3 protein-coding genes are annotated in these 4,429 nt (G+C 49.0%); 1 reads left to right on the forward strand and 2 read right to left on the reverse strand.

Going from position 1 to position 4,429, the window contains the following annotated elements:
- Positions 1–167: 167 nt before the first annotated feature.
- Entirely contained in the window at positions 168–821 is a 654-nt protein-coding gene (yihA, locus tag BZG83_RS15920; RefSeq protein WP_077482013.1) for a ribosome biogenesis GTP-binding protein YihA/YsxC, read from the forward strand.
- A gap of 516 nt (positions 822–1,337) precedes the next feature.
- On the opposite strand, the gene BZG83_RS17190 is transcribed toward yihA, so the two are convergent.
- Positions 1,338–1,385 carry a hypothetical protein gene (locus tag BZG83_RS17190; RefSeq protein WP_438616993.1) on the reverse strand — a complete coding sequence of 16 codons (48 nt, stop codon included), beginning with the start codon at positions 1,383–1,385 and terminating at the stop codon, positions 1,338–1,340.
- Positions 1,386–1,581: 196 nt separating this feature from the next.
- Positions 1,582–4,332, reverse strand: coding sequence for a DNA polymerase I (gene polA / locus BZG83_RS15925; RefSeq protein ID WP_077482015.1), 2,751 nt, complete (start codon positions 4,330–4,332; stop codon positions 1,582–1,584).
- Between the last annotated feature and the right edge of the window lie 97 nt (positions 4,333–4,429).

Raw genomic sequence — 4,429 nt, forward strand, 5'->3', positions numbered from 1 at the left:
TAGCGCTAATTTCTTCATGACATTCCATTTATAATTATCAAGCTTCCAGTACCACTACTTCGTTACCGTCATGGTACAATAACCGATCAAAAACCGAGCACGGTTATTTTACACAAATTCACACAAAAGTAATCAGTCTACTACACCAAGACGAGACGGAGTTAACAGTGGAGCAATCGCTTAATTACCGTAACACCCAATTTGTTACCAGCGCACCCGATATTCGCCATCTGCCTGATAATACTGGGATAGAAATCGCGTTTGCTGGTCGTTCCAACGCCGGCAAGTCTAGCTCCCTTAACCGTCTTTGTGACCAAAAGAGCCTTGCAAAGACCAGTAAGACGCCGGGGCGGACACAATTAATTAACCTTTTTAAGGTGGACGATGGTTGCCATATTGTCGACCTGCCCGGCTATGGTTTTGCCCAAGTGCCACTGGAGATGAAAGAAAAGTGGCAACGTTCGCTGGGTGAATACCTACAAAAACGCGAGCAGTTGGGCGGACTGGTGGTGTTGATGGATATTCGTCATCCCATGAAGGATCTTGATCAACAGTTGATTCATTGGGCGGTGCAATCCAACCTGCCTGTCATGGTGTTACTGACCAAAGCCGATAAACTAAAATCCGGCGCCCGTAAGCAACAACTGATGAAGATCCGTGAAGCCGCACTGGCGTTTTGTGGCGATGTAGAGATTGAATTGTTCTCATCCCTAAAAGGCATTGGCGTCGATAAGCTTCGCCGTAAGCTCGACACTTGGTACCACCAAGCGCCTGAGGAGAGCGTTCTCGACGAGACTTCCCCTGATGCAGAGCCGGAGTGATCGCCTCTTATACGCCGAGTAAGCTGAATTTATGAGCTCGTCTAGCCTGAAGATGGCAGAGAAAATAAAGTCCCCACCTGAACAGGTGGGGCAACGGGAGAGAAATAGGATTTATCTTATTATCGCGACAAGTTTTATAGACAATCGCCCATAACGCAAGTATCGCTTTGTCGAACCATTAGTCTCGCCGCACATTCACTTTGATTCCTGCCTCAAGGTCACAAAACCATCACTTCGGGCAAAATTGCCCAAAAAAAAGCCGACCCTAAGACAGGATCGGCGAATCTTTGTGCGTAAGCGATCTGATAAGACCCCGTAGACACATAAAGAACAAGAAGCTGCGCGCATTATAACCAAGCTCATCACTAAAATTAAAGTAATTACTCTAATTTTTTTGAAAAGAATGGGAATAGGCGAGCCAGCGAAACATAAAAAGGCAGTGGCAGGGTGTCTTCATCGGTTGGGAAATTGCCAATAAAAAAAGCCCCAGTCAGTATCCTGACTGGGGCTGCTGAATCAGCCAAATCCAATAACGTGAAACAAAAGGTCTGAAAGATAGAACATCTTACCTCTGTACCCTACGCCAATAACTGTATATCAAATGCACAGCGTTGAAAAGTATCCTACGTAATTTTTTTTCATAAATTTGTATCGAAATGTACAAAAAGACGCCAAAACAGCAAGATAAACGGACGAAAAAAAAGCCGACAGGGTGTCGGCTTTAGCTTTTTTGTTATTAAACCACAGGAAAAGCCGTGATTTAGTGGGCTTCACCCCAGTTATTACCGTGTCCAGACTCGGCAATCAGAGGCACGTCCAAGTCCGCCGCCGACTCCATCAGTTTCCGTACTTCACTTTCAACTTTGGATAAAGATGACGTTTTAACTTCCAGTACCAGTTCATCGTGAACTTGCATCACCAGACGGGCGTCATCCGCGGCATTGGCTTGAATCCATTGATCAACCAGTATCATCGCACGCTTAATAATATCGGCCGCGGTTCCTTGCATCGGCGCATTGATTGCCGCGCGCTCGGCCCCTTTACGACGCATCCCATTACGCGATTTAATTTCCGGCAAATAGAGACGACGGCCAAAAATGGTTTCTACATAGCCTTTTTCCGCCGCTTGCTCACGGGTGCGGTCCATGTAGGCCTTTACGCCTGGGTAGCGCTCAAAGTAGGTATCCATGTAGCTTTGTGCTTCTTGACGGCCAATCCCTAACTGACGGGACAGACCAAAAGCACTCATACCATAAATCAGACCAAAGTTAATCGCTTTGGCGCGGCGACGCTGTTCACTGGTGACCTCGTCAAGACTCACCCCCATCACTTCCGCTGCGGTGGCGGCGTGAATATCTTTGCCATCACGGAACGCTTCTAGCAAGGCTTTATCGCCGGATAGGTGCGCCATAATTCGCAATTCGATTTGCGAGTAATCGACCGCCAAAATGGTGTGATCCGGTTCCGCGGTGAAGGCTTCTCGAATACGGCGACCCTGTTCGTTACGAATGGGGATATTTTGTAAGTTCGGATCGGTGGACGATAAGCGCCCCGTCGCGGTGACGGCTTGATGATACGAGGTATGCACGCGGCCGGTTTGCGCATTGATCATGCGCGGCAATTTGTCCGTGTACGTCGATTTGAGCTTTGCCAGCCCACGATATTCCAAAATCCGTGCTGGCAGCGGGTAATCGAGTGAGAGCTCTTGCAGCACTTCTTCATTGGTTGAAGGGCTACCTGATGGGGTTTTCTTCACCACCGGCAGGCCCATTTTCTCAAACAAAATCGCTTGTAGCTGCTTGGGCGAGCTTAAGTTGAACTCTTCGCCGGCAATCTCAAACGCTTCACGCTCAAGCTCAATCAAACGAGTATGTAACGCCTCTGATTGGGTCGCCAACTTGTCTTTGTCAATTAGCACACCATGACGTTCCATACGCGACAACACGCTGACTAGCGGCATCTCGTAGAACTCAAAGATGGTTTTCAGTTTCTCGTCACTGGTGACTTTACTAATCAGGTATTGATGCAAACGCAACGTAATATCGGCATCTTCCGCCGCATAAGGTGCCGCTTGCTCAAGAGGAATTTGATTAAAGGTCAGTTGTTTCTTGCCTTTCCCCGCTATCTCTTCAAAGCTGATGCAGGTGTGCTGCAAGTAACGCTCAGCGAGGCTGTCCATGTCATGACGTCCCGCCACACTGTTATAGACGTACGATTCCAGCATGGTGTCATAGGCGATCCCTTTTAAGGTGATCCCGTGACGCGCAAACACACTGGCATCATATTTCAAATTCTGGCCGACTTTCGCCGCTGAGGGATCTTCCAACCAAGGACGCAACACCTCCAGCACCTCATCCAGCGATAATTGCGCCGGCGCTTCCAGATAATCATGCGCTACCGGTACATACGCCGCTTCACCCGGCGCGACAGCAAATGAAATTCCAACCAGATTGGCTTCCATATAGTTGAGGCTATCGGTTTCCGTATCGACCGCCACCACCTCAGCGTCACGAATTTTTTTCAGCCAAGTGTCCAGTGCGTCCCGCGTTAATAGCGTCTGGTAGCCACTGCGGTCAATCGTGGTCTCTTGTGGGATAGGCTCATCAGACACCGCCTCTTCCGGCGCATCGCCTTCATCCAGCTCTTTGAGCCAGCGGCGGAATTGTAAGTCACGATACATGGTCACCAAGGTGTCATTATCAGGCTCTTGCTTGACTAGCTGTTCAGGGGTGAAATCCAGTTCAACATCCAATTTAATCGTGGCGAGCTGATAAGACAGGTAAGCGGCGTCTTGATGCTCAGTCAGTTTTTTCGCCATGCTTTTCGCGCCGCGGAAGCTGAGCGCTGCAATCTTATCGAGGTTCGCGTAGATATCATCCAAGCCGCCTAGATTGGCAATCAACGCGGTCGCGGTTTTATCACCCACACCCGGTACGCCAGGAATGTTATCGACTTTGTCGCCCATCAAGGCAAGGTAATCAATAATATGCTCAGGACCAAAGCCATACTTTTCACGCACCGCCTCAGGATCCATCACCACATTAGTCATGGTGTTGATTAAGGTGACGTGCTCATCCACCAGCTGCGCCATGTCTTTATCACCGGTGCTGATCAGTACCGGCATTCCCGCTTTTGAGGCTTGAGTGGCGAGTGTACCAATCACATCATCGGCCTCCACCCCTTCTACCGCGAGTAAAGGCAGCCCCATGGCTTTAATAATCTTATGCARAGGTTCAATTTGCCCGCGTAGRTCATCTGGCATSGGTGGACGATTGGCTTTGTAYTGYTCRTACATRTCRTCRCGRAAYGTCTTCCCTTTGGCATCAAAAATCACCGCCACRTGTGAATGGGGAAATTGTCGCAACAAACTACGCAGCATGTTCACCACCCCAAAGACGGCTCCAGTGGGTTCACCTTGGCTATTGGTGAGATTAGGAGACGCATGGTATGCCCGGTAAAGGTACGAAGAGCCATCCACAAGGATTAACGGATTGTCGGGAAGAGTTGCCATATCAGAATCTTGGTTGCCAGTTAAACACGTTAGCTGCTAAGCATGCCACGAGTCGTCATTCCTGTTAACCACGGTTTTTCACATCCATAGCCTGAGC

It is taken from the genome of Salinivibrio sp. PR919, from assembly GCF_001995355.1.
GTDB classification, from domain to species: domain Bacteria; phylum Pseudomonadota; class Gammaproteobacteria; order Enterobacterales; family Vibrionaceae; genus Salinivibrio; species Salinivibrio proteolyticus.